At 61.1% G+C, this 23098-nt stretch carries 22 protein-coding genes and 1 other RNA gene; 11 read left to right on the top strand and 12 right to left on the bottom strand.

Going from position 1 to position 23098, the window contains the following annotated elements:
* Positions 1-63: 63 nt before the first annotated feature.
* The 6 genes from ACI77I_RS01480 to ACI77I_RS01505 form a co-directional block, all read right to left on the bottom strand.
* A complete protein-coding gene (locus ACI77I_RS01480; protein ID WP_094948806.1) occupies positions 64-1068 on the bottom strand; it encodes an extracellular solute-binding protein in 1005 nt (334 codons plus the stop codon).
* A gap of 286 nt (positions 1069-1354) precedes the next feature.
* Complete coding sequence (locus ACI77I_RS01485; protein WP_406996932.1) at positions 1355-2572, bottom strand: 2-octaprenyl-3-methyl-6-methoxy-1,4-benzoquinol hydroxylase; 1218 nt, start codon at positions 2570-2572, stop codon at positions 1355-1357.
* A 9-nt stretch (positions 2573-2581) separates the two neighbouring features.
* On the bottom strand, positions 2582-3067 hold the full coding sequence (locus tag ACI77I_RS01490) for a DUF4442 domain-containing protein (protein ID WP_094948804.1): 486 nt from the start codon (positions 3065-3067) through the stop codon (positions 2582-2584).
* Positions 3060-4247: a 2-octaprenyl-6-methoxyphenyl hydroxylase gene (ubiH, locus tag ACI77I_RS01495; RefSeq protein ID WP_094948803.1), complete on the bottom strand. Its 1188-nt coding sequence runs from the start codon at positions 4245-4247 to the stop codon at positions 3060-3062. Before ubiH ends, ACI77I_RS01490 begins: the two co-directional genes overlap by 8 nt.
* Positions 4244-5566: a Xaa-Pro aminopeptidase gene (pepP, locus tag ACI77I_RS01500; protein ID WP_263274167.1), complete on the bottom strand. Its 1323-nt coding sequence runs from the start codon at positions 5564-5566 to the stop codon at positions 4244-4246. Before pepP ends, ubiH begins: the two co-directional genes overlap by 4 nt.
* Positions 5567-5586: 20 nt before the next feature.
* Positions 5587-6144, bottom strand: a complete 558-nt coding sequence (locus ACI77I_RS01505; RefSeq protein WP_094948801.1) for a YecA family protein — start codon at positions 6142-6144, stop codon at positions 5587-5589.
* Positions 6145-6282: 138 nt separating this feature from the next.
* Here ACI77I_RS01505 and ACI77I_RS01510 point away from each other — a divergent pair, with 138 nt between their 5' ends.
* The 4 genes from ACI77I_RS01510 (at position 6283) to ACI77I_RS01525 (ending at position 7703) form a co-directional block, all read left to right on the top strand.
* Entirely contained in the window at positions 6283-6492 is a 210-nt protein-coding gene (locus tag ACI77I_RS01510) for a TIGR02449 family protein (RefSeq protein ID WP_003177365.1), read from the top strand.
* Positions 6489-6806 (top strand): cell division protein ZapA, encoded by a 318-nt coding sequence (locus ACI77I_RS01515; protein ID WP_003213956.1) that lies wholly within the window; start codon positions 6489-6491, stop codon positions 6804-6806. Before ACI77I_RS01510 ends, ACI77I_RS01515 begins: the two co-directional genes overlap by 4 nt.
* Before the next feature lie 30 nt (positions 6807-6836).
* A non-coding RNA gene (ssrS, locus tag ACI77I_RS01520) (6S RNA) lies at positions 6837-7015 on the top strand.
* Positions 7016-7073: 58 nt separating this feature from the next.
* Positions 7074-7703, top strand: a complete 630-nt coding sequence (locus ACI77I_RS01525; protein WP_406996933.1) for a 5-formyltetrahydrofolate cyclo-ligase — start codon at positions 7074-7076, stop codon at positions 7701-7703.
* Positions 7704-7709: 6 nt separating this feature from the next.
* Here ACI77I_RS01525 and ACI77I_RS01530 read toward each other — a convergent pair whose 3' ends face one another.
* The gene (locus ACI77I_RS01530; protein ID WP_010207387.1) at positions 7710-7859 is read right to left on the bottom strand and encodes a hypothetical protein; all 150 of its coding nucleotides are present in this window, start codon (positions 7857-7859) and stop codon (positions 7710-7712) included.
* A gap of 193 nt (positions 7860-8052) precedes the next feature.
* On the opposite strand from ACI77I_RS01530, the gene ACI77I_RS01535 reads away from it, so the two are divergent.
* From ACI77I_RS01535 to ACI77I_RS01550, 4 genes are all read left to right on the top strand, one after another.
* A complete protein-coding gene (locus ACI77I_RS01535) occupies positions 8053-8502 on the top strand; it encodes an EVE domain-containing protein (protein WP_094948799.1) in 450 nt (149 codons plus the stop codon).
* 141 nt (positions 8503-8643) lie between these two features.
* Positions 8644-9612, top strand: coding sequence for an HlyD family secretion protein (locus ACI77I_RS01540; RefSeq protein ID WP_094948798.1), 969 nt, complete (start codon positions 8644-8646; stop codon positions 9610-9612).
* Positions 9609-12326: a ribosome-associated ATPase/putative transporter RbbA gene (rbbA, locus tag ACI77I_RS01545; RefSeq protein WP_406996840.1), complete on the top strand. Its 2718-nt coding sequence runs from the start codon at positions 9609-9611 to the stop codon at positions 12324-12326. The genes ACI77I_RS01540 and rbbA overlap by 4 nt, the downstream gene beginning before the upstream one ends.
* Complete coding sequence (locus ACI77I_RS01550) at positions 12326-13444, top strand: ABC transporter permease (protein ID WP_159960835.1); 1119 nt, start codon at positions 12326-12328, stop codon at positions 13442-13444. Before rbbA ends, ACI77I_RS01550 begins: the two co-directional genes overlap by 1 nt.
* 100 nt (positions 13445-13544) lie before the next feature.
* On the opposite strand, the gene ACI77I_RS01555 is transcribed toward ACI77I_RS01550, so the two are convergent.
* On the bottom strand, positions 13545-13952 hold the full coding sequence (locus ACI77I_RS01555) for a flagellar basal body-associated protein FliL (RefSeq protein WP_094948795.1): 408 nt from the start codon (positions 13950-13952) through the stop codon (positions 13545-13547).
* A gap of 150 nt (positions 13953-14102) precedes the next feature.
* Here ACI77I_RS01555 and ACI77I_RS01560 point away from each other — a divergent pair, with 150 nt between their 5' ends.
* Both ACI77I_RS01560 and glpT read left to right on the top strand, forming a co-directional pair.
* A complete protein-coding gene (locus ACI77I_RS01560) occupies positions 14103-15080 on the top strand; it encodes an NADPH:quinone oxidoreductase family protein (RefSeq protein ID WP_094948794.1) in 978 nt (325 codons plus the stop codon).
* 231 nt (positions 15081-15311) lie between these two features.
* Complete coding sequence (gene glpT, locus ACI77I_RS01565) at positions 15312-16649, top strand: glycerol-3-phosphate transporter (RefSeq protein ID WP_094948793.1); 1338 nt, start codon at positions 15312-15314, stop codon at positions 16647-16649.
* Here the strand turns inward: glpT and ACI77I_RS01570 are convergent.
* Positions 16646-17299: a gamma-glutamylcyclotransferase gene (locus ACI77I_RS01570; protein ID WP_094948792.1), complete on the bottom strand. Its 654-nt coding sequence runs from the start codon at positions 17297-17299 to the stop codon at positions 16646-16648. The two genes, glpT and ACI77I_RS01570, sit on opposite strands and share 4 nt — an antisense overlap.
* A 53-nt stretch (positions 17300-17352) precedes the next feature.
* Positions 17353-19740: a TonB-dependent receptor plug domain-containing protein gene (locus tag ACI77I_RS01575; RefSeq protein WP_406996841.1), complete on the bottom strand. Its 2388-nt coding sequence runs from the start codon at positions 19738-19740 to the stop codon at positions 17353-17355.
* 298 nt (positions 19741-20038) lie between these two features.
* On the opposite strand from ACI77I_RS01575, the gene ACI77I_RS01580 reads away from it, so the two are divergent.
* Positions 20039-20515 (top strand): sn-glycerol-3-phosphate transporter, encoded by a 477-nt coding sequence (locus ACI77I_RS01580; protein ID WP_094948790.1) that lies wholly within the window; start codon positions 20039-20041, stop codon positions 20513-20515.
* Positions 20516-20632: 117 nt separating this feature from the next.
* On the opposite strand, the gene ACI77I_RS01585 is transcribed toward ACI77I_RS01580, so the two are convergent.
* On the bottom strand, positions 20633-21601 hold the full coding sequence (locus ACI77I_RS01585) for a CDP-6-deoxy-delta-3,4-glucoseen reductase (protein WP_094948789.1): 969 nt from the start codon (positions 21599-21601) through the stop codon (positions 20633-20635).
* The gene (ubiD, locus tag ACI77I_RS01590; protein WP_406996842.1) at positions 21601-23067 is read right to left on the bottom strand and encodes a 4-hydroxy-3-polyprenylbenzoate decarboxylase; all 1467 of its coding nucleotides are present in this window, start codon (positions 23065-23067) and stop codon (positions 21601-21603) included. Before ubiD ends, ACI77I_RS01585 begins: the two co-directional genes overlap by 1 nt.
* Positions 23068-23098 lie beyond the last annotated feature (31 nt).

Here is a 23098-nt window from a genome sequence, read left to right on the forward strand (position 1 = left end):
TGCCTGCATCGCGGGCAAGCCCGGCTCCCACATTCTAGATCGGCGGCGTCTTACAAATTGTACTTAGTTCCAGCCAGCGCGATCCATCAAGCGAATGGCCTCCGCCTGACGCTTACCGGCCACTTCCACCGGCAGTGTATCGGCCACGAACTTGCCCCAGGTCGCCACTTCCGCCGATGGCGGCACGGCCGGGTTGGCCGGGAATTCCTGGTTCACATCGGCAAATATTTTCTGCGCCTCAGGCGTGGTCATCCATTCCACCAACGCCTTGGCGGCTTCCGGGTGTGGCGCATGCTTGGTGAGACCAATGCCCGACAGGTTCACATGCACGCCACGGTCGCCCTGGTTCGGCCAGAACAGCTTCACCGCCAGGTCCGGCTTCTGCTTGTGCAGGCGGCCGTAGTAGTAAGTGTTAACGATACCCACGTCGCACTGCCCGGCGTTGATGGCTTCGAGCACGGCGATGTCATCGGAGAACACGTCGGTGGACAGGTTATTGACCCAGCCTTTGACGATTTCTTCGGTCTTGGCCGCGCCGTGGGTTTCGATCAGGGTGGCAGTCAGCGACTGGTTGTAGACCTTCTTCGCCGTGCGCAGGCACAGGCGGCCTTCCCATTGCTTGTCGGCCAGGGCTTCGTAAGTGGTCAGGTCACCCGGTTTTACCCGGTCGGTGGAATAGGCGATGGTCCGCGCGCGCAAGCTCAAGCCGGTCCAGGCATGCTTTGAAGAGCGATATTGCAGAGGAATGTTCTTGTCGATTACCGCCGAGGTGAACGGCTGCAGGATGCCCATTTGCTCGGCCTGCCAGAGGTTACCGGCGTCGACGGTGAGCAGCAGGTCGGCGGTGGCGTTTTCGCCTTCGGCCTTGATCCGCTGCATCAGCGGGGCTTCCTTGTCGGTGATGAACTTCACCTGTACGCCGGTTTTCTGGGTGTAGGCGTCGAACACCGGCTTGATCAGTTCGTCGATGCGCGAGGAGTAGACCACGACTTCGTCGGCTGCCTGCACGGTGGTGCTGCCGATGAGGGTGAGTGCCAGGGCAGTCAGGAGGCGTTTGGGTGCCAACATGGGTGCGGTCTCTCATATGCAAATGGAAAGCAAATGATAGGGACTCACATTTAGTGGCGCTCGGTGGAGGCGTTACCAGATGTTGCATGGCCGCGATTTACGTGAGGCTGATGGCCTCATCGCGGCATAGGTATCTACACAGCTGCTGGTGAACGCAAAATCTGTAGCAGGCGAGCTTTTGTGAAGAGCGGGCTCGCCACGGAGGATTGTGGCGGCCTTTGAAGCTGTGTGGAGGCCTATGCTCATCGCGGGCAAGCCCGCTCCCACAGACGATCGCATTTCAAGTTCAGGGCTTGGCCAGCTCCGGGAGATCGCCAGTCAGGCCCAAGGCCTGGCGCACGAAGATGGCTTTGGCTTCCGGCATCTGGTCGACCATTTTCAACCCGGCATTGCGCAACCAGCGCAGTGGCAGCTGGTCAGCCTGGAACAACCGTTCAAAGCCTTCCATCGCCGCCATCAGCGCGAGGTTATGCGGCATGCGCCGACGCTCGTAACGGCTCAGCACCTTCACATCCGCCAGGCGCTCGCCGCGCTCGGTCGCCGCCAACAGCACTTCGGCCAGCACCGCCGCATCGAGGAAGCCCAGGTTAACGCCCTGGCCCGCTAACGGGTGGATCACATGGGCCGCATCACCGATCAACGCCAGGCCTTCGGCCACGTAGCGTTTGGCGTGGCGCTGGCGCAACGGCACACAGACACGCGGGTCGGCGCTGATCACCGTACCGAGTCGCCCTTCAAAGGCGCGCTCCAGTTCACGGCAGAAATTTTCGTCATCCAGCGCCATCAGGCGTTCGGATTCCGCCGGCGTGGTCGACCAGACGATTGAGCACCAGTCCTCTTGCCCATCGCGTACCAGCGGCAGGAATGCCAGCGGGCCGGTATCGGTAAAGCGCTGCCAGGCCGTGCGCTGGTGCGGTTGGCTGCTGCGCACGCTGGTGACAATGGCGTTATGCAGGTAATCCCATTCGCGGGTCGTGGTGCCGGTCAGGCGGCGCACGGCGGAATTGGCGCCGTCGGCGGCCACCACCAGCGGCGCGCGCAATTTGCGCCCATCGGCCAGGGTCAGCAGCCAGTCATCGCCGGAGCGGCGCATCTGTTCCAAGCGCGCGTTGGCCAGCAGGCCCAGGTCGCAGTCGTGCAGGCGGTCGAGCAAGGCATCCTGAACCACACGGTTCTCGACGATATGCCCAAGCACTTCGGCATGCACGCTGGCCGCCGAAAAGTGGATCTGCCCGGTGCCGCTGCCGTCCCACACCTGCATCTCGCCATAAGGGCTGGCGCGCCGCGACACGATGCCGTTCCAAACGCCGAGGCGCTCGAGGATGCGCTGGCTGGCGGCCGACAAGGCGCTCACGCGGGGTTCGAAGGCCGCATCCTGGTCGAACGGTTTGACGCTCAGCGGGCTGCCGTCCAGCAGCAGCACCTGCAGGCCACTGCCCTGCAACGCCAGCGCCAGGGCGCTCCCGACCATTCCGGCCCCGACAATCAGCACATCTGCGCGCATGTCCATGCTTTAAGCCTGCTTTGCTGGCGGCTTGCGCCGCACGTAAAGGGTTTTTTCGACCCGCGCCACCAAGGTGCCGGAGCCGTCATGAATCTGTACTTTGAGGTGGGGCAAGTACTTCTCGCCACCTTCGGTCTGCCTGCGAATCTCGTCCAGCAAGGCCTCGTCGATGGAAAATTCGGCGTACACCGGGCCTTTGCCCGGCGACACGAAGTCGATGCTCGCGGCTTTGTCCCAGACGATGTAGTCGCGGCCCAGGTTTTCCATCAACAAGAGCATGTAGAACGGGTCGACCATCGAATACAGGCTGCCGCCGAATTGCGTGCCGACGTAATTGCGGTTGTACCAGCCCAGGCCCATGCGCACCTTGGCATAGCGCAAATCCGCACTGAGTGCCTGCACCCGGATTCCAGCGCCCAGGTACGGCGGGTACAAGGACAGAGCCCAGCGCAACAGCCGCGCCTTGCCCAGGCGTCGGGTCAGCCAGTTACGCATCGGGGCGCGTGCCCAGGCCCATGGCCTGACGGGCGAACCAGCGTTTGGCCGGCGGTAACAAATCCAGGCCCAGCAAGCCCATGTTACGGCCCAAGGCCACCAACGGTTGAGCACTGCCAAACAGCCGCGTGACTTGATCGGAGAAGCCTACGGTCAATTTCTGATCCAGGCGTTGGCGCTCGCGATAGCGTTCCAAGGTTGCCAAATCGCCCGGCACCTCAGGCCCGGCCAGCAAGGCTTCGGCCAAGGCGTTGGCATCGCGCAGGGACAAATTGAAACCCTGCCCGGCAATCGGGTGCAGGCTGTGGGCGGCATTACCGAGGATGGCCAGGTGCGAGCGTACTTGTTCTTCGGCCTCCACCAGCGTCAGCGGGTACAGGTGCCGCGCGCCGACTTGCTTCAACGTGCCCAGGCGATAGCCGAACACGCCCTGCAATTCGCTGAGGAAGCTGCGCTCATCAAGGTTGGCCAGGCGCTGGGCGTCCATGCCGATGCGCGTCCACACCAGCGCGCAGCGGTTGTCCGGCAGCGGCAGCAGGGCCATGGGGCCCTCATCGGTGAAACGCTCGAAGGCCTCGCCATTGTGGGCTTCGCTTGGGGTGATGTTGGCGATCAACGCGCTCTGGTTGTAGGGCCGGGTTTTCACACCGACGCCCAATTGCTCGCGCAAACCGGAGCGACCGCCATCGGCCAATACCGCGAGGTCGCATTCCAGCACGGTTTCATCGTTGAGGGTCAGGCGATAGCCATCGGCCAGCGGCTCCATGCGGGTGACTTCCGCCGGGCAACGCCAACTGACCACGTCTTTGTCCAGGCCTTTCCACAGGCATTGGCCGAGCCAGGCGTTTTCCACCACATAGCCGAGGGCCGGCACACCCTCCTCCATGGCAGACAGGCGCGCAGTGGAGAAGCGGCCACGGTCCGACACGTGAATCTGTTTGATCGGCTCGGCGCGGCGGGAAATGTCCTGCCACAGGCCCAAGCGCTGATAAATCTGCCGAGCGCCGTAGGACAACGCCGAAGAGCGCGCGTCATAGCTCGGCTGGTAACTGTCACCCGGCGCGAACGGTTCGATCAGCACGATCTTCCAGCCGCGCGCCTTGGCACCCGCCTGCAACGCCAACGCCAGGCTGGCGCCCACCAGACCGCCGCCGATAATCGCCACGTTGACCCGGCTCATCGGGCAGCCGCCATCAGCGCTTCGATCTCGGCGACGGTCTTGGGCACGCCGCCGGTCAAAATTTCACAGCCTTGCTTGGTCACTACCACGTCGTCCTCGATGCGTACGCCAATGCCACGCCATTTCTTCGCCACGTTCTGGTTGTCGGGCGAAATATAGATGCCAGGTTCCACGGTCAACGCCATGCCGACTTCCAGCACCCGCCATTCACCGCCCACCTTGTACTCGCCCACATCATGCACATCCATGCCCAGCCAATGGCCGGCGCGGTGCATATAAAAGGCGCGATAGGCTTCGCCGGCGATCAGTTCGTCGACGTCGCCTTGCAGCAACCCCAGCTTCACCAGCCCGGCGGTGATGACGCGCACCGTCGCCTCGTGGGCCTGGTTCCAATGTTTGTTCGGCGCGATCTCGGCAAAAGCGGCTTCCTGGGAGGCCAGCACAATCTCGTAGATCGCCTTCTGCTCGGGCGAAAACGTGCCGTTAACCGGCCAGGTGCGGGTGATGTCGCTGGCGTAGCAGTCGATCTCGCAACCGGCGTCGATCAGCACCAGGTCGCCGTCCTTGAGCACCGCGTCATTCTGCTGGTAATGCAGGATGCAGCTGTTGCGCCCGGCGGCGACGATGGAGCCATAGGCGGGCATTTTCGCGCCGCCCTTGCGGAATTCGTAATCCAGCTCGGCCTCCAGGCTGAATTCATGCAACCCCGCGCGGCTGGCCTGCATCGCCTTCACGTGGGCGGCGCAGGAAATTCGTGCGGCCTCGCGCATCACCTTCACTTCTGCCGCCGATTTATACAGGCGCATGTCGTGGAGCAGGTGATCCAGGGCAACAAATTCATTCGGCGGCTGGGCGCCCAGGTGCGCTTTAGAGCGGATCACGTTGATCCACTCCATCACATGCCGGTCGAATTCGGCGTTGCTGCCCATAGCCGAGTACACCCGGTCGCGACCTTCGATCAGGCCGGGCAGGATGTCGTCGATATCGGTGATGGGGAACGCATCGTCGGCACCAAAGTCACGGATCGCGCCTTCGGTACCGGCACGCAGGCCGTCCCACAATTCGCGTTCGGCATTGCGCTCGCGGCAGAACAGCACGTACTCGCCATGTTGGCGACCGGGCATCAGCACGATCACCGCTTGCGGTTCGGGGAAGCCGCTCAGGTACTGGAAATCGCTGTCCTGGCGGTAGACGTGCTCGACATCACGGTTGCGGATCGCCACGGCGGCAGCCGGCAGGATTGCGATGCTATTGGGTTCCATCTGCGCCATGAGCGCCTTGCGGCGACGGGTGTATTCCGCTTTCGGGATATGGATCATGGGCAGATGGGCTTCCTTTCTTAATGCAGCGACGGCTTGGCTGCGGCTGGCTCAGCGGATTTTTTGGTCTCGGTGAACAGCAGCAGCGGCGCGACGCGCAGGTATTCCATCACTTCCATGTAGTCGCCTTCACCGTCTTCGGATTCTTCCAAGGCGTCTTGCACCTGGGAGATCGCCGCCAGGTCCTGCAGCACTTCCTTGGCGTCGGTGCTCAGCTCCAGGCCGCCGGCGTTCACGCCGAAACCGTGGAGGAAACCCTGGCACCATTGGCCCAGCGCGGCAGCGCGTTCGGCGAGCGGTGCGTCGTCGGTCGGCAGCAGCAGGACTACGGTGACGTCGTCACCGGTCAGCTCGCCTTTGACCATCTCTTGCAGGCCGATCAGCGCGTTACGCACGTTCTCGGTCGGCTCGGTTTCGAGCAGCTCGGCCACATCAGCCAGCCAGTTGTCAGCATCAAAGCCAACACCGGTGCAACTGCGGCCCAACAGCACGCCGTGCAGTTCGGCAGGCGAGCAAGGATGACCGCTGGTGCTCAGCAGTTTGGAAAAAGCATCGTACGGGGAGTTCTGAATAGGCATGGTGAGCTAGGCGCCAGACGGCGCAATGTCTAGAATGAAGCGCTGTATCCTAGCACCGGCAGACGTACCAAGACTATCGAGGGCGTCAGATCGTTTATCCTGCAGCTGCCATTCATCAGACAAATCCAGTGGAACCCAATGGAAGACACCGACCTGCAAGCGCTGATGGCCAGACTCGAGCTGCTAATTGATCGGGTCGAGCAACTTAAGAGTCAAAACGGACTCCTATTAGCTCAGGAAAAGACCTGGCGCGAGGAACGCGCGCACCTCATTGAAAAAAACGAAATCGCCCGGCGTAAGGTCGAATCGATGATTTCGCGCCTGAAGGCCCTGGAGCAAGACTCATGAGTTCAAGCAATAGCGTTACCGTGCAGATCCTCGACAAAGAATATTCGATCATCTGCCCCCAGGAAGAACGCAGCAACCTGGTGAGTGCTGCCCGCTACCTGGATGGCAAGATGCGTGAAATCCGCAGCAGCGGCAAAGTTATCGGCGCCGATCGTATCGCTGTGATGGCCGCACTGAACATTACCCACGATTTGCTGCATAAGCAGGAGCGGCCTGACGTGCAGGCCAGCGGCTCGACGCGCGAGCAAGTGCGTGACCTGCTGGAGCGGGTTGATCTGGTACTTTCTACCGATCCAGAGCCACCCAAGGGCTGATTGCCGAGTCTGTTTAAGGTATACTCGCCCCACTCCCTGGCGTGTTTGCCAGTCGGCGATGTCCCTGAGCCGATTCGCACTACCCTGGAAGTTGCACGTTGGGCTGGTGTGCATGTCCGCTAGACGGAAAGCCTTAAAGCCTACTGCATCTTCCACCTTGAACTTTCGGGTTCAAGGGCTAAGTCGACAGCGGCTCTGTCGGGGAGCCTGAATTCCCAAACTCAATGCCAGTCTTAGGACTGGCATTGTTTTATGAGTCGAAAAACCATGACCGAACCTGCGCCGCTTTCCCGTCCGCAACTTCGACGCATGTTGCGCAAAGCCCGCCGCGCCCTCACGCCGAGCGAGCAGCGCCAGGCCGCCCAAGGCCTGTATCGGCAACTGGCACAGCACCCGCTGTTTCGCCGGGCCAAGCATATTTCTTTATACCTACCGACGGACGGTGAAATCGATCCGCGCCTGCTGCTGCGCGCCGCTCAGCGCCGGGGCAAGGCTACCTATCTGCCGGTACTCAGCGCCTGGCCGCGAACCAAGATGGTGTTCCAGCGCGTGCGGCCTGGGGATAAGTTGCTGCCCAACCGTTTTCGCATCCTAGAACCGCGAGTGAACGCCAATCGCCAGCGCCAAGTCTGGGCACTCGATCTGGTGTTGCTGCCGCTGGTGGGGTTCGACGATGGGGGCGGAAGATTGGGCATGGGCGGCGGCTTTTACGACCGCAGCCTGGCCTACCTCGCCAGGCGCCAGAGCTGGCGCAAGCCGACGCTGCTGGGGCTGGCCCATGAATGTCAGAAGGTCGAGCGCTTGGCGCAGGCGAGCTGGGACGTGCCGTTGGCGGGCACCGTCACCGATAAGCACTGGTATGTCGCAGAAACGTCGCTGGAACCAGCGACGTCTTGAATAGTTTTAACGCTTGAACGGTTGTGGCTGCTGCTGAGCCAGCTCAACAGGTGCATCAGTCTTGTTCGACCACAAGCTCTGGGCATACCCGGTGGTCACGACGCCCAGACCAAACAAAATAACCAAAATCCATAGTAAATCCGGTTTACGTTGCATCGATTGCCCCCCTTCAGGCACTCGTACACGATGACAACAACGTTCCAATGTAGTCCGTTGCAGCTGCGTCAAGCTTAAAAGCGGGCATTCTGCGGTAACGTGAACCAACACGCAAACCTTGACGCCAACCGACTGTCGGTTTGTCATGGAATTGCCGGACAACTTGCCCAATGCCTTTTTCAGGAGCCCAAAAATGGCCTACTGGCTGATGAAATCCGAGCCCGATGAACTGTCCATCACGGGTCTTGAAAAGCTCGGCGAAGCCCGTTGGGACGGGGTGCGTAACTATCAGGCGCGCAATTTCCTACGTGCAATGGCCGTGGGTGATGAGTTCTTCTTCTACCACTCCAGTTGCCCCGAACCAGGCATTGCCGGCATTGGCAAAATCATCGAAGCCGCCTATCCGGACCCCACCGCGCTGGAACCGGATAGCCACTATTTCGACGCCAAGGCCAGCCCGGAGAAAAATCCGTGGAGTGCGATCAACGTGGCGCACGTCGAGACGTTTTCAAAGGTGCTGGGCCTGGGCTACCTGAAACAACAAACGGCACTGGCCGAGTTGCCGCTGGTGCAAAAAGGCAGCCGTTTATCCGTAATGCCGGTGACGGCCGATCAATGGGCGGCGGTACTTGCCCTGCGCTGAATAGGCAGAACCCTGCGGTCACACTTCTGGTGCATGCATCTACGTGCCAAGCGGGTTAGGCTTGCGCTTCAGTTGACCCGTATCAACGGCCCTCGGGGCGATACCGGTCAAACTAGGATGCTAATGCCGCAGGATGCAGCCATGTCAACGAACCACCCTACTATGTCGCGCCTTTTCGCCATCGCCCTGATCGTGCTGTTGCTGGGCGCCGGTGGCTTCGGTTACTGGCGATCGACCCAGGATCGCCTGCCCGAAGGTTTGAGCATGGGCAACGGCCGCCTGGAATCCACCGAAGTGCAGATCGCCGCCAAGATACCCGGGCGCCTGGCCGAAGTGCGCGTGGATGAAGGCGACAAGGTGCTCAAGGGCCAATTGCTCGCGCGCATGGACACCCGCACCCTCGAAGCCCAGCGCGCCCAGGCCGAAGCCGAAGTGCTGCGTGCCAAAGAAAACTTCGCCGCCGCCGAGGCCAACGTGCAGTTGCGCCAGAGCGAACAACTGCTGGCCAATCAGGAACTCAAGCGCACCCAAGAGCTGTACCGGCGCGGCTTCGCCAGCAGCCAGTTGATCGACCAACAACAAGCGCGCCAGAACACCGGCAATGCTGCCGTGGTTGCCGCGCAAGCCCAGGTCAACTCGGTGAAGGCCGCCATCGGCGCCGCCGTGGCCCAAGTGGCCCAGCTCACCAGCGAAATCGACGACAGCAGCCTGCGCGCGCCCATCGACGGCATTATTCAATTACGCCTAGCCGAGCCGGGTGAAGTGCTCGGCGCGGGCGGCCGCGTGTTGCTGCTGATTGATCCAAATGATCAGTACATGAACCTCTACCTGCCCGCCTCCGTCACCGGTCGCCTGACCGTCGGCAGTGATGCGCGCATCCTGCTCGACGCCCTGCCCCAGCAACCGTTGCCGGCCAAAATCAGCTTTGTTGCCGCCAAATCGCAGTTCACGCCCAAGGAAGTGGAAACCCGCGACGAACGCCAGAAGCTGGTGTTCCGCGTCAAACTACGCCTGACTCAACCCAGTGCTGTACCGCAAGCCAAACCGGGCATGCCCGGCGCCGGCTACGTGCGCACGGCTGATATCGACTGGCCGGCCAACCTGCAATGACCGGCCTGGCGCTGCACGCCACGGGTATCAACCACCGCTACGGCAAGCAACAGGCACTGGTCGACATCGCCTTCAGCTTGCCCGCCGGCACTCGCTGCGGGCTGATCGGCCCGGATGGCGCGGGCAAGTCGAGCCTGCTGGGGTTGATCGCCGGGGTTAAAAAGCTTCAAGTCGGCCAGCTGGAAGTGCTCGGCGGTTCCATCGAAGACCGCCGTCACCGCAACAGCCTGTACCCGCGCATTGCCTTCATGCCTCAAGGCCTGGGCGGCAACTTGTATCCCGAATTGTCCATCAGCGAAAACATCCGCTTCTTCGCCACGCTGTTCGGCCTGTCGAAAGCTGACTGCGAGCAGCGCATGCACAACCTGTTGCTGGCCACCGACCTTGCGCGCTTCGCCGAGCGGCCGGCCGGCAAGTTGTCCGGCGGCATGAAACAAAAGCTCGGCCTGTGCTGCGCGCTGATCCACGACCCGGACCTGCTGATCCTCGACGAACCCACCACCGGCGTCGACCCACTGTCGCGCCGACGCTTCTGGGAGTTGGTCGACAGCGTACGCCGAGAGCGCCCGCAACTGACGCTACTGGTGGCTACGGCCTACATGGAAGAAGCCGAACAGTTCGAACATTGCCTGATGCTCGATCGCGGCAAACTCATTGCCGATGGCTTGAGCAGCGAACTGGCGGCCGCCACACCCAGCGGCAAACTCGATGAAGCCTTTACCCATTTCCAGGGCGACAGCGCCCACAACAATCAGCCACTGGTGATCCCCCCGCGCGAAAGCGGCAACACCGATATCGCCATCGAAGCCCACGACCTGACGCTGCGTTTTGGTGATTTCACGGCAGTAAACAAAGTCAGCTTCGCCATCGGCCGCGGCGAGATTTTTGGCTTTCTCGGCTCCAACGGCTGCGGCAAGACCACCACCATGAAAGTCCTTACCGGGCTGATGCCGGCCACCGAAGGCAGTGCCACGCTGCTCGGCAACCCGGTGAACGCCAAGGACCTGGCGACCCGCAAGCGTGTGGGGTTCATGTCGCAAAGTTTCTCGCTGTACGGCGAACTCAGCGTGCGCCAGAACCTGGTGCTGCACGCGCAACTGTTCGACTTACCCAAGGCTGACAGCGGCCTGCGTATCGACGAGTTGATTCAGCGCTTCGACCTCGGCGAGGTGGCCGAGCAGCCTTCCGGCGAATTGCCCCTCGGCCTGCGCCAGCGCCTGTCATTGGCCGTGGCGGTGCTGCACCGCCCGGAAGTGCTGATCCTCGATGAACCTACTTCGGGCGTTGACCCGGCAGCACGGGATGATTTCTGGCGGCTGCTGATTGAACTGTCCCGCGAGCAAGGCGTAACGATCTTCCTGTCCACCCACTTCATGAACGAAGCCCAGCGCTGCGACCGCATCTCGCTGATGCATGCAGGCAAGGTGCTGGCTTGCGACACACCCGAGGCACTGCAACAGCAATTCCACGGCGACACGTTGGAAGCCGCCTTCGTTACCTGCCTGGAGCAGGCCCAAGGCGAAGCCGAACCTGCCACGCCCAGCGCTACCGTCAGCGAAACCAGCGCGCCGCCCGTGAGCAAACGTGGCTTCAGCGTGTCTCGGCTATTGGCGGTCGCCAGCCGCGAAGGCAAAGAGCTGCTGCGCGACAAAGTGCGCATGGCCTTCGCCCTGCTCGGGGCGATGTTTATGATGGTGATCTTCGGCTACGGCATTTCCCTGGACGTGGAAAACCTCGCCTTCGCCGTCTACGACCAGGACCAGACCCCACAAAGTCGCGCTTACTTAGAAGCCTTCCGCAGTTCACGCTACTTCGCCGAACAGGCGCCCATCCGCGACGCGACCGAACTGCACCGACGCCTGCAACGCTCGGAAATCAAATTGGCCCTGGAAATCCCGCCGGGCTTTGGCCGTGACCTGTACGCCGGTCGCCAACCCACGGTAGCGGCGTGGATCGACGGCGGCATGCCGTTTCGCGCGGAAACCAGCCGCAATTACGTGGAGGCCGTGCACCAAGGCAATCTTGCGCAACTGGCCGAATTGAGCAGCGTGCCCCGCAGCAGCCAAGCCGCCGCCAAGCTGGAAACGCGCTTTCGCTATAACCAGGACGTGGTCAGCGTAAATGCCATCGGCCCGGGCGTGATGGCGCTGATCCTGGCGTTTATCCCGGCAATGCTCACCGCCCTGGGCATCGTGCGCGAAAAGGAGCTGGGTTCGATCACCAACTTCTATGCCACGCCCCTGACCCGCCTGGAGTTCCTGCTGGGCAAACAGGCACCGTATCTGGCCGTGAGTTTGGTCAACCTGGCGCTGCTGGTGGCGATGAACCGCTGGCTGTTCGGTGTACCGTTCAAGGGCAGCGCCTTGGCGCTGGCAGTCGGCGGCCTGTTGTATGTGCTGGCCACCACCAGCATGGGCTTGTTGATTTCGGCATTCACCCGCACCCAGATCGCGGCGATCCTCGGCACCATGATCATCACCAGCCTGCCGACCATCCAATTCTCCGGGCTGATCGTGCCGCGCTCATCCCTGGAAGGCGCGGCCGCATGGATGGGCATGCTGTTTCCGGCGGGGCACTTTCTGGACATCGCCGTGGGCACCTTCACCAAGGCCCTGGACCTGCGCCAGCTGTGGCCGCAATGCCTGGCGCTGTTCGGCTTTTTTGTCGGGTTCACCGGGTTAAGCCTGATCATGCTCAAGAAGCAGGAGGCCTGATGCACAAGCTCGCTCACATCCTGCGCCTGGGCCTCAAGGAACTCACCAGCCTGCGCCATGACAGCGTATTGCTGCTGTTTCTGGCCTATGCCTTCACAGTCGCGATCTACATGCCCGCCGCCGGTTCGGTGATTGGCGTGCACAACGCCAGCGTGGCGTTTGTCGATGAAGACCACAGCGCGCTCTCGCGGCAGATGGCCGAGGCGTTGCAGCCTCCCGAGTTTCAGCCGCCCGCGCCGCTGGCCTACGACCAACTGGACAAGGTCATGGACAGCGGTGAGTACACCTTTGTGATCAACGTGCCGGCGAATTTCCAAGCCGACTTGTTGGCGGGTCGCCAGCCGGGTGTGCAGGTCAATGTGGATGCGACGGCGATGAGCCAGGCGTTTATGGGCGCAGGCTACATCGGCAGAATTTTCCAGCGTGAATTGCTCAACTACAGCGGCCAGGCCGACGCTAGCCAAAAGGCGCCCGCATTGCTGACGACCCGTGCGCTGTTCAACACCAACCTGGAAGGCGGCTGGTTCCTGGCGGTGATCCAGATCGTCAACAACATCACCATCCTCGCCATCGTGCTCACCGGCACCGCACTACTGCGCGAACGCGAGCACGGCACCCTCGATCATTTGCTGGTGCTGCCGCTGACCGCGCTGGAAATCATGCTGGCGAAAATCTGGAGCAACATGCTGGTGGTGGTGCTGTGTACGTGGCTGTCGCTGGAGCTGGTGGTCAAAGGCTTGCTCGGCGTGCCGCTGGCCGGTTCCTTGAGCCTGTTCCTGTTTGTGACGGCGCTGTACCTGTTTGCGAGTACCGCGCTGGGGATCTTCCTCGCCACCCTCGCCCGCTCGACACCGCAGTTCGGCTTGCTGGCGATTCCGGTGATCATCCCAATGCTGTTGCTGTCAGGTGGCAGCACGCCGCTGGACAGCATGCCCGAGTGGTTGCAGTGGGTGATGCAGGGCTCGCCGTCCACGCACTTTGTGAGTTTGAGCGCGGCGATTTTATTCAGGGATGCGGGCGTGAGCGTGGTGTGGCCGGACTTGCTGGCGCTGGCGGGGATTGGCTTGGTGTTTTTTGCCGTGGCGCTGGCCAGGTTCAGGAAGAGCCTGGCGTCTTGAGGCGTATCTACTGCCGTCATCGCGGGCAAGCCCGCGCCCACAGGTGAATGCATTCCAAATGAGGGAGCGGGCTTGCCCGCGATGGCGCGAAGCGCCCGCTTTATTGGATGATCAGGTTATTGAAGAGCAGGTCTTCCACCACCGGTTTGCCGGTCTCGTCGCTCATCACTTGCTGAGTCTGCTTCAGGGCTTCCTGGCGCAGCTTTTCCTTGCCTTCAACCGTACTCATGGCCTCGTTGGTCTGCTGAGTGAACAACGCCACCAACTGGTTACGAATCAGCGGATCGTTGGCTTTGACCGCCGCCGCGGCTTCCGGCCCGGTCACGCGCAGAGCGATATCGGCTTTGAATACCTTGAGTTTTGCCGTGCCATCCAACCCGTAGTTGCCCACGAACGGCGGAGTCAGGCTGATATAGCTGACCTTCGGTGCCTCACCTTCTTTTGCTTCTTCGGCCTGGGCTGCCATCGGCAAGGTCAGGGCGAGCATCAACAGGATCCACGCTTTCACAGTTCATTCCTCAAATTCGGTTGCCGGGTAGCATAACGCTAGCAAGGCTGAGCACAAGCTTATGGCGACTTATCAGGCCCGGGCATGCTCGTTGACCCACGGGCGTACCCTCCTACACTTATCGGCCACGACACCAAAAGGAATAGCCCGATGAAAGCTGTGCTGTGCAAAGCCTTCGGCCCCGCCGAAACCCTGGTGCTGGAAGAGATCGCCAGCCCCGCGATCAAGAAGAACGAAATCCTGCTGGACGTGCACGCTGCCGGGGTGAATTTCCCGGACACCTTGATCATCGAGGGCAAATACCAGTTCAAGCCGCCCTTCCCGTTTTCACCGGGGGGCGAAGCAGCGGGCGTGGTCAGTGAAGTGGGCGAGAAGGTCAGCCACCTGAAAGTCGGCGACCGGGTCATGGCCTTGACCGGCTGGGGCAGCTTTGCCGAGCAGGTCGCGGTGCCGGGCTACAACGTGCTGCCGATCCCGCCGAGCATGGATTTCAACACCGCCGCCGCGTTCAGCATGACCTACGGCACTTCGATGCATGCGCTGAAACAACGCGCCCACCTGCAACCCGGCGAAACCCTGTTGGTGCTCGGCGCCTCGGGTGGCGTGGGCCTGGCCGCCGTGGAAATCGGCAAGGCCATGGGCGCGCGGGTGATCGCCGCCGCCAGCAGTGCCGACAAACTCGCCGTGGCCAAGGCGGCCGGCGCGGATGAGCTGATCAACTACAGCGAAGCCAGCCTCAAGGATGAAATCAAGCGCCTGACCGACGGCAACGGCGTCGACGTCATCTACGACCCGGTCGGCGGCGACCTGTTTGACCAAGCCGTTCGGGGCATCGCCTGGAACGGCCGCCTGTTGGTGGTGGGTTTTGCCAGCGGGCGCATTCCCGAGTTGCCGGTGAACTTGGCGCTGCTCAAAGGTGCCTCGGTGGTCGGGGTGTTCTGGGGCTCGTTCGCCCAGCGCCAGCCGCAGGACAATGCGGCGAACTTCCAGCAGTTGTTCAGTTGGTATGCCGAGGGGAAGTTGAAGCCATTGGTGTCGAAGGTGTATCCGCTGGAGCAGGCTGCCCAAGCGATCAATGACCTGGGGCAGCGCAAGGCGGTGGGCAAGGTTGTCGTCCAAACCCGCTGACCGACTTGAAATGCCATCAACTGTGGGAGCTGGCTTGCCTGCTCCCACAGTTGATCTCCATAGGTCTCAAGCACTGATACCGACCCGCACTTATCCATTTGCGACATGTTCATAAGAGAACATGCAATTGCTCTGATTTCCTGTGTTTGCAGATAAGAGGCGATGCTATTTTCGGTAACGAAACTGTAACATTCGCATCCGCAGTCAAAACAAGAAATTTGGAGCTCTTGAATGTTTGCTTTCTTTCGTCCTGCCGCACACCAGGCGCCTCTGCCTGAAGAAAAAATAGACAGTACCTACCGACGACTGCGCTGGCAGATTTTCGCCGGTATTTTCTTCGGCTACGCCGGCTACTACCTGCTGCGCAAAAACTTCTCCCTGGCCATGCCCTACTTGATCGACGAGGGTTACACCCGTGGTGAGCTGGGCTTGGCGATGTCGGCAATCGCGATTGCCTACGGCTTGTCCAAGTTCCTCATGGGCCTGGTGTCCGACCGCTCCAACCCGCGCTACTTCCTGCCCTTCGGCCTGCTGATATCGGCCGGGGTGATGTTCATTTTCGGTTTCGCACCTTGGGCAACGTCCAGCGTGACCATGATGTTCATTTTGCTGTTCATCAACGGTTGGGCCCAAGGCATGGGCTGGCCACCCAGCGGACGCACCATGGTGCACTGGTGGTCGCAGAAAGAACGCGGCGGCGTGGTGTCGGTATGGAACGTGGCGCATAACGTCGGCGGCGGCCTGATCGGCCCGCTGTTCTTGCTGGGTATGGCGTGGTTCAACGACTGGCACGCGGCGTTCTATGTGCCCGCGACCGTGGCCTTGCTGGTGGCGGCGTTTGCCTTCATTACCATGCGCGACACCCCGCAATCGGTAGGCTTACCACCGATTGAGGAATACAAGAACGACTATCCGGAAGGGTACGACTCCACCCACGAAGACGAATTCAGCGCCAAGGAAATCTTCGTCAAGTACGTGCTGCGCAACAAAATGCTGTGGTACATCGCCTTCGCCAACGTCTTCGTCTACCTGCTGCGCTACGGCGTACTCGACTGGGCACCGACGTACCTCAAGGAAGCCAAGCACTTCGACGTGGATAAAACCTCGTGGGCGTACTTCTTCTACGAGTGGGCAGGTATTCCGGGCACGCTGCTGTGCGGCTGGATGTCGGACAAGATCTTCCGTGGCAACCGTGGCCTGACCGGCATCGTGTTCATGGCCCTAGTGACCGTGGCCACCCTGGTTTACTGGCTCAACCCGCCAGGCAACCCGATGGTCGATATGATCGCGCTGTTCTCCATCGGCTTCCTGATCTACGGCCCAGTGATGCTGATCGGCCTGCAGGCACTGGAACTGGCACCGAAGAAAGCCGCTGGCACCGCTGCGGGCTTCACCGGTTTGTTCGGTTACCTGGGTGGTTCGGTGGCAGCCAGTGCAGCCATGGGCTACACGGTTGACCATTTCGGCTGGGATGGTGGTTTTGTGTTGCTGGTGGGCGCATGCCTGTTGGCGATCGCCTTCCTGATCCCAACGCTGTGGCACACCAACAGCGTCAGCACAGCGCGTTAACCGCCTGAGCAATCCTTTGCACAACGCTTGAGCCGCGCCTCCAGATTCTTATCTGGCATGGCGTGGCTACGCAGGGCGTTCACGGTCTGCTCGACATAATCGCGAGTAGTGCCGTAACGCCCGCAAGCGCTTTGCAGTACGTGGTTAAGCACGATGTCGGGCAAGTTGCCGGCATAGCTGGGCAAATGCCGCTCCAACACAAACCCCAATGCCTGCACCTGACTGCCATCTTCCAGACGGCAGCTGAGCCAGTGCGGCCGGTAAGAGGGGTAAGGCATCTCGCGCTGCCACAAGGCGTAAAGCGAGGCCTCCAGCTGATCTTCCGGCAAGCGGTAGGCAAACCCGCTGCAGGAACCCCCGCGATCCAGCCCGAACACCAAACCCGGTGACTCCGGCGTGCCCCGATGCTCGTGGGACCACAGGTACAAGCCCCGGTGATAACCGTGAACTCGCGCCCGCATTCTCAAGGTCGACGAACATTCAGGCCGCCAGATCAGCGAACCATAAGCGAATAGCCAGACCGGCCCACCCTTATGCTTGGCCATGGTGGCCTGCATCGAGCTCATCAACTGTTCGTGAGTGAGTTGCGGCCCCAGATCGAGCCGCGGAGGGTAAGCCAATTGCAAAAGATCGGTTTCAATGACGGTCATGGCGGATCGATTAGGTCTCCTTTACCACTGCACAATGCTGCTACGAGAATCTATTACCAGTTGTAAGCAACTTTACCGTAATAGAACGCACCGCTGTAACCGTACGGCGAAAAAGTGCTATAGGCGAGGTTGCCGCCGCTGCTGGCGTAGGCATTGACCTTTTCCGGGTATTTGTCGGTGACGTTGTCGCCGCCCAACGTGAAGGTCCAGTTCTTCAACTTGTAATCCGCCGACAGGTCCAACACCCACGCCGCCTTGAAGGTCTGGTCGTTGACCTTGTCCGCCTGGTAACTGGTGAATTCACCATAGCGCACCAGGTTGCTGTGCAGCGCCCAATTGCCGTAGGTGAAGTCGTTACCCAGGCTGAGTTTGTGCTGCGGCGTGGTGTCACCGAGCAAACCGATGCGCTCGCGACGGTCCACCCGCACCAGGTTCGCACCCAGGCTGCCCAGAATGGCCGGGTTGGGTTTCACGTCGGTCACTTTGGTGTGGTTGTAGTTGTAGCCCACGGTGCTGTTCCAGCGGATGCCGTTATCGAACTGATAGCGATAGTTGGCCACCAGGTCGACGCCGTCGGTGCTGGTGTCGGTGGCATTGGTGAAGTAACGCGCGGTGGTGTAGTTGATGTTGCCCACACCATTGGCTTGCAGGTACGCCACTGTCGCCGGGTTGAGCGTGAGGTTGGACGACAGGCTGATGCGGTCGCGGATGTCGATGCGGTAGACGTCGACTGTCACAGTCAGGTCATCCGCCGGCTCCAGCACCAGGCCAAGGCTGTAGTTGCGCGACTTCTCGGCCTTCAGGTCTTCAGCGCCCAGCAGGCGGGCCACCTTGCTGTTGGCCGGGAACGTGCCCGCTTCCTGAATGGTGCTGCCGATCAATTGTGACGAGGTGTAGGCAAAGTTCTGCTGGGCCAGCGAAGGCGCGCGGAAGCCGTTGGAAATGCTGCCACGCAACGCTACTTGTGGGGTGAAGTCATAACGCGCCGACAGCGAGCCGCTGACGTTGGAGCCGAAGTCGCTGTAGTCCTCATGCCGCACGGCGGCCGAAGCGCTGAGTTTTTCGGTGAAGTTGGTTTCCAGGTCCAGGTACTGGGCCCAGTTGTGCCGCGAGCTGCTGCCAGCGTCGGCATCACGGAAACCGCCCAGGCCCGAGCTGCCGGTCTGGTAGTAGGACGCAGGCTCACCGGCTTCGATTTCATAGCCTTGGCGTAGGTATTCGCCGCCAAACGCCACGGAAACCGGATACGGCAGGAAGCCCACGTCGAATTCGCGCGACAGGTCCAGGCTGATTTGTTTCTGGTCGTTGCTCAGGGTGCCGTTGTCGAACTTGCGCGGAGTGGCCAGGCCCAGCGAGGTGTTGATGGTTTCAGTGCTCAACGCGTATTGGTTTTTGCCGTAGTTGGCCGACAGGTCGTAATGCCAGTCGTAGGCCAGCAAGCCACGCAGGCCGACGACCAATGAGGTGTCTTCCAGGTTGCCCTTGATCAGCGGCAGGTAGCCATTGGGGTTGAGTGCGCGGATGTTATTGGACGCATTGCTCGCACGGTAGAACGCCGCCGTCTCGCCGCGCCGCTTGCTGTAGCCGCCGAAGGTGTAGAACTCGGCTGCATCGTTGAAGGAGTATTCAGAGTTGAACTGGAACTTGCCTTCATTGGTGGCCGGCTCGCCCTGACGGAATACGCGCTGGCCGTAGGTGGTGGAGCCTACGCTACCCGGGCGCAAATCGTCACCGGCGCGGTTGGTGTAGTCGTTGTCGGCACCTTCGCCGGAGACGTTGATAAAGCCGTTGTCGCCCAAGGCAAACCCGGTATTGCCGCTGACATTGCGCTGGATGCCGTCGCCCTTCTTGTACTCACCGAACTTGGTCGAGACCGAACCGCCGTGGTCGTCGTGCTTGAGGATCACGTTGATCACCCCGGCAATTGCATCCGAGCCATAACGCGCGGACGCGCCATCGCGCAGCACTTCGACATGATCGACCGCCGACAGCGGGATGGCATTCAAGTCCGCCGGTGCCGAGCCTCGGCCCACGGCGCCGCCGAGGTTGACGAAGGCACTGGTGTGGCGACGTTTACCGTTGACCAGCACCAACACCTGGTCCGGCGACAAGCCGCGCAACTGCGCAGGGCGCACCAGTTCGGCGCCATCCACCAGGCTTGGGCGCGGGAAGTTGATCGACGGAATCAAGCGCGCCAACACCGCACCCAGCTCATCGGAGCCGGTGCTGCGCAGGGTTTCGCCGGAGATCACATCGATGGGCGACAGCGAAGCACTGGCGGTGCGCTCTTGGGCGCGGGTGCCGGTGACGATCACGGTGTCGAGTTTTGGTGCGTCGCCAGCCGCTGTTTCGGCCGCCTGGACTGGATTGAATCCCACAGCGGTCAGCAAATTAGCCGACAAAATCGCTGTGTAAAGCGCGTGCTTGTTGTTGCGCCCCATACCGCTCCCCTCCTTTAAACCCAGGAATCAACAATCAGAACGTCAATGCTCTGAGTTCATACGATCGATCCGGCTGGCGGGCGGTGGCGGTCATCTATTGGTTATTGGCAGATAGTCGGTAGTCCGTTGCTTATAGCTTAAGGAGATTTTTCCTGCATAAGTAATACCGTAAATGCATAAGCATAGGCGACCAAACCTTCAGCGCAGGTTCAGGCCGCGCAGGACGTTAGCCGCCAAACTGTAGAAGTTTAGCGACCCCACATTAGCCGCCTATTCAAACGACTATCGAGGTCGGACCATGAAGTACTTTTATTCCGGCTTGCTGCTTATGGCACAAGCCGCCACCGCCTTGGCCTCTGAGGCTACCGCCAAAGACGATAAGGGCTTCTGGTATGCCCAGACGAGCGTCTACACCCAGCACTTTTCACCGGACCCCAAGCACAACAACAACCAGGATTTGATCAACCTGGAACGCAACGAAGCGTCCGGGCTGGTGTATGGCGGGGCGACCTTTCGCAACTCGTTCAGCCAGCGTTCATATTACGTTTACGCAGGCAAACGCTACGACCTTGGCGATTCGCCGTTCTACGTGAAGGTGACTGCAGGCGCGCTTCAGGGGTATCGCGGCAAGTACCGAGACAAAATCCCCCTCAACCGCTTTGGCGTGGCACCGGCGATCATCCCCTCGGTGGGCGTGAACTTCGGCCCGGTGGCCAGCGAGTTGGTGTTGCTGGGCTTTAATGCGGCGATGCTGACGGCGGGGGTGCGTTTCTGACAGCACCGCTTATCAGTGTGGGGCTGGCTTGCCTGCGATAGCGAGGTGTCAGCCAGCCCATGTCGCACTGACTGCCGCTATCGCAGCATGGCTATCGCAGACAAGCCAGCTCCCACATTAAGGGCGCGGCGCGTAGGCGAAGACATCGGCGCGCATCTGGTGCGCGTCCATGCCAGCATCGACCAGCGCATCCAAGGTGCCGTAGATCATCGCCGGTGAACCACTGGCGTAGACGTGCACGGCCTTGAGGTCGCTGATGTCTTCGCACACTGCTTCATGCAGCAACCCGCAACGCCCTTCCCAACCGCACAGGTCGCTGACGACTTTGTGCAGGAACAAGTTAGGCAGTTGCTTCCATTGGTCCCAGTGCTCGATTTCGTAGAAGTCTTCCGGGCGACGCACGCCCCAGTACAGGTGCACCGGGTGTTTGAAGCCAGAGGCGCGACAATGCTCAATCAGGCTGTGCATTTGCGCCATGCCGGTGCCGGCGGCGATCAGCACCAACGGCCCGTCCGGCAGCTCGGCCAGGTGGGTATCACCAAACGGCAGCTCGATGCGGGCCATCTGATTACGCTGCAGTTGCTCAATCAGGCTGCGGGCGCTGTCCTCGCGGACCAGCACATGCAACTCCAGCTCACGCCCGGCGTGGGGCGCCGAGGCCAGGGAGAACGCCGACTTTTCGCCATTCTCCCGCTCGATCATCAGGTATTGCCCGGCGTGGTAACGCACCGCTTTGCCGGCCGGAGCCCGCAGGCGCACGCGCCATACATCGCCACCGACTTCCACGCACTCACTCAATTGGCACGACAACTTGCGCAACGGCAACTCTCCCGGCGCCAACACGCCATCCCATAACACGATGCAATCTTCCAGCGGCTCGGCGATGCAGGTGTAGAACTCACCATGGTCACGCACCTCACCGGCTTGCTGCACCCGGCCTTCCACCAGCAATGCCGCGCACACATGACACACACCATTGCGGCACGCTTGCGGGCACTCGTAGCCCAGGCGGCGCGCGCCTTCGAGGATTCGCTCGCCAGGGACAAGTTCCAGTACCGCGCCGGAAGGTTGCAGGGTTACACGCATCAATCTATTCCCAATTCTTTCCACATCGCATCGACACGAGCAGTCACGGCTTCATCCTTGACGATCACCCGGCCCCACTCGCGAGTGGTTTCACCCGGCCATTTGTGGGTAGCATCCAGGCCCATCTTCGAGCCCAGGCCCGACACCGGCGAAGCGAAGTCGAGGTAGTCGATCGGCGTGTTGTCGATCATCACCGTGTCGCGCTTGGGGTCCATGCGCGTGGTGATGGCCCAAATCACGTCGTTCCAGTCCCGTGCATTGATGTCGTCGTCGGTGACGATAACGAACTTGGTGTACATGAACTGTCGCAAAAACGACCACACACCGAGCATTACCCGCTTGGCATGGCCTGGGTACGACTTCTTCATGGTCACGATGGCCATGCGGTACGAGCAGCCTTCGGGCGGCAGGTAGAAGTCGGTGATCTCCGGGAACTGCTTTTGCAGGATCGGCACGAACACTTCGTTGAGTGCCACGCCGAGAATGGCCGGCTCATCCGGCGGGCGGCCGGTGTAGGTGCTGTGATAGATCGGTGTGATTCGGTGGGTGATGCGCTCGACGGTGAACACCGGGAAGCTGTCGACTTCGTTGTAGTAGCCGGTGTGGTCGCCGTAAGGGCCTTCATCGGCCATTTCGCCCGGATGAATCACACCTTCGAGGATGATTTCCGCAGTGGCCGGCACTTGCAGGTCGTTGCCGCGGCACTTCACCAGTTCGGTACGGTTGCCGCGCAACAGGCCGGCGAAGGCGTATTCGGACAGGCTGTCGGGCACAGGCGTAACGGCGCCGAGGATGGTCGCCGGGTCAGCGCCCAAGGCCACGGACACCGGGAATGGCTTGCCGGGGTGCTTTTCGCACCATTCACGGAAGTCCAGGGCGCCGCCACGGTGGCTCAACCAGCGCATGATGACCTTGTTGCGGCCAATCACTTGCTGACGGTAGATGCCGAGGTTCTGACGATCCTTGTTCGGGCCTTTGGTAACGGTCAGGCCCCAGGTGATCAGCGGGCCGACGTCGCCGGGCCAGCAGGTTTGCACCGGGAGCATGGCCAGGTCGACGTCATCGCCTTCGATGACCACTTCCTGGCACACGGCGTCTTTGACCACTTTAGGCGCCATAGCAATGATCTTGCGGAAGATCGGCAGCTTCGACCAGGCGTCCTTCAGGCCCTTGGGTGGCTCGGGCTCCTTGAGAAAGGCCAGCAGCTTGCCGATCTCGCGCAGTTCGCTGACCGATTCAGCGCCCATGCCGAAGGCGACGCGATCCGGGGTGCCGAACAGGTTGCCGAGCACCGGGATATCAAAGCCGGTCGGTTTTTCGAACAGCAGCGCCGGGCCCTTGTTGCGCAGGGTACGGTCGCAAATCTCAGTCATTTCCAGTACCGGGGAAACCGGCACCTGGATGCGTTTCAACTCTCCGCGCTGCTCAAGTTGCTGCACGAAATCCCGAAGATCCTTGAATTTCATTAACCATGCCACCCGTAAAATAGGCGTACAT

The sequence above is a fragment of the Pseudomonas sp. D47 genome, from assembly GCF_045447305.1.
Lineage (GTDB): Bacteria > Pseudomonadota > Gammaproteobacteria > Pseudomonadales > Pseudomonadaceae > Aquipseudomonas.

Bases quoted from the DNA above. Each gene is read 5' to 3' on its own strand.
- ACI77I_RS01505 (WP_094948801.1), bottom strand. From the start codon at position 6,144: ATGCCTATTCAGAACTCCCCGTACGATGCTTTTTCCAAACTGCTGAGC.
- ACI77I_RS01585 (WP_094948789.1), bottom strand. From the start codon at position 21,601: ATGCGTGTAACCCTGCAACCTTCCGGCGCGGTACTGGAACTTGTCCCT.
- ACI77I_RS01485 (WP_406996932.1), bottom strand. From the start codon at position 2,572: ATGCGCGCAGATGTGCTGATTGTCGGGGCCGGAATGGTCGGGAGCGCC.
- pepP (WP_263274167.1), bottom strand. From the start codon at position 5,566: ATGATCCATATCCCGAAAGCGGAATACACCCGTCGCCGCAAGGCGCTC.
- ACI77I_RS01540 (WP_094948798.1), top strand. From the start codon at position 8,644: ATGTCAACGAACCACCCTACTATGTCGCGCCTTTTCGCCATCGCCCTG.
- ACI77I_RS01490 (WP_094948804.1), bottom strand. From the start codon at position 3,067: ATGCGTAACTGGCTGACCCGACGCCTGGGCAAGGCGCGGCTGTTGCGC.
- ACI77I_RS01560 (WP_094948794.1), top strand. From the start codon at position 14,103: ATGAAAGCTGTGCTGTGCAAAGCCTTCGGCCCCGCCGAAACCCTGGTG.
- glpT (WP_094948793.1), top strand. From the start codon at position 15,312: ATGTTTGCTTTCTTTCGTCCTGCCGCACACCAGGCGCCTCTGCCTGAA.
- ACI77I_RS01515 (WP_003213956.1), top strand. From the start codon at position 6,489: ATGAGTTCAAGCAATAGCGTTACCGTGCAGATCCTCGACAAAGAATAT.
- ubiD (WP_406996842.1), bottom strand. From the start codon at position 23,067: ATGAAATTCAAGGATCTTCGGGATTTCGTGCAGCAACTTGAGCAGCGC.
- ACI77I_RS01550 (WP_159960835.1), top strand. From the start codon at position 12,326: ATGCACAAGCTCGCTCACATCCTGCGCCTGGGCCTCAAGGAACTCACC.
- ACI77I_RS01575 (WP_406996841.1), bottom strand. From the start codon at position 19,740: ATGGGGCGCAACAACAAGCACGCGCTTTACACAGCGATTTTGTCGGCT.
- ACI77I_RS01570 (WP_094948792.1), bottom strand. From the start codon at position 17,299: ATGACCGTCATTGAAACCGATCTTTTGCAATTGGCTTACCCTCCGCGG.
- ACI77I_RS01530 (WP_010207387.1), bottom strand. From the start codon at position 7,859: ATGCAACGTAAACCGGATTTACTATGGATTTTGGTTATTTTGTTTGGT.
- rbbA (WP_406996840.1), top strand. From the start codon at position 9,609: ATGACCGGCCTGGCGCTGCACGCCACGGGTATCAACCACCGCTACGGC.
- ACI77I_RS01535 (WP_094948799.1), top strand. From the start codon at position 8,053: ATGGCCTACTGGCTGATGAAATCCGAGCCCGATGAACTGTCCATCACG.
- ACI77I_RS01580 (WP_094948790.1), top strand. From the start codon at position 20,039: ATGAAGTACTTTTATTCCGGCTTGCTGCTTATGGCACAAGCCGCCACC.
- ACI77I_RS01525 (WP_406996933.1), top strand. From the start codon at position 7,074: ATGACCGAACCTGCGCCGCTTTCCCGTCCGCAACTTCGACGCATGTTG.
- ubiH (WP_094948803.1), bottom strand. From the start codon at position 4,247: ATGAGCCGGGTCAACGTGGCGATTATCGGCGGCGGTCTGGTGGGCGCC.
- ACI77I_RS01510 (WP_003177365.1), top strand. From the start codon at position 6,283: ATGGAAGACACCGACCTGCAAGCGCTGATGGCCAGACTCGAGCTGCTA.
- ACI77I_RS01480 (WP_094948806.1), bottom strand. From the start codon at position 1,068: ATGTTGGCACCCAAACGCCTCCTGACTGCCCTGGCACTCACCCTCATC.